At 63.6% G+C, this 664-nt stretch carries 1 protein-coding gene; it reads left to right on the top strand.

The genetic code is table 11. From position 1 onward, the window contains the following. Positions 1-168: 168 nt before the first annotated feature. A partial coding sequence (locus tag IU459_RS37445; RefSeq protein ID WP_195134296.1) for an aldehyde dehydrogenase family protein occupies positions 169-664 on the top strand: 496 nt, incomplete at its 3' end.

The following is a 664-nucleotide window of genomic DNA, read 5'->3' on the forward strand; positions in this document are numbered from 1 at the left end:
GCGCAAGATCTGGGCATCAGCCGCACCACTTTGTATGCCAGGCTCAAGGCATTGCGGATCACCGACGGCGGACTGTCCATTTCCTGAACACTTCGCAGCCGCGTCGCGTCCCTAGCGTTGGTGTAGTTCAGACCACATGCGAAGAGCGCGACGTCAGGAGGCATCAGGATGACGGCGGTAGCAGAAGTCCAGCCGCAGCCCAGGGTGAAGGAGTTTCTTTCCGGCACCGGAAAACTGCTCATCAACGGGGAATGGGTGGCTGCCAGGTCAGGGCGAACCTTCGCCACGTACGACCCCGCTACGGGCGGGAAACTCGCCGACGTGGCGCATGGCGAGGCGGCCGACATCGATGCCGCGGTACGGGCGGCGCGCGCCGCGTTCGACGGCCCCTGGTCGAGGTTGAAGTCCAATCAGCGCGAACGACTCATCTGGCGGATCGGTGATCTGCTGTCGGAGCGGGCCGAGATCTTCGGTCAGCTGGAATCGCTCGACAACGGCAAGTCCGCGACTATCGCGCAGGTCGTCGACACCGAGTTTGCGGCGGATGTATTCCGCTATTACGCCGGCTGGGCGACCAAGATCGAAGGGTCGACGGTGAACGTTTCGATGCCGTTCGCGCCCGACGCGGAATTCCACGCCTACACTCTGCGCGAGCCGGTTGGTG

Source organism: Nocardia amamiensis (assembly GCF_015477605.1).
Classification (GTDB): Bacteria; Actinomycetota; Actinomycetes; order Mycobacteriales; family Mycobacteriaceae; genus Nocardia; species Nocardia amamiensis_A.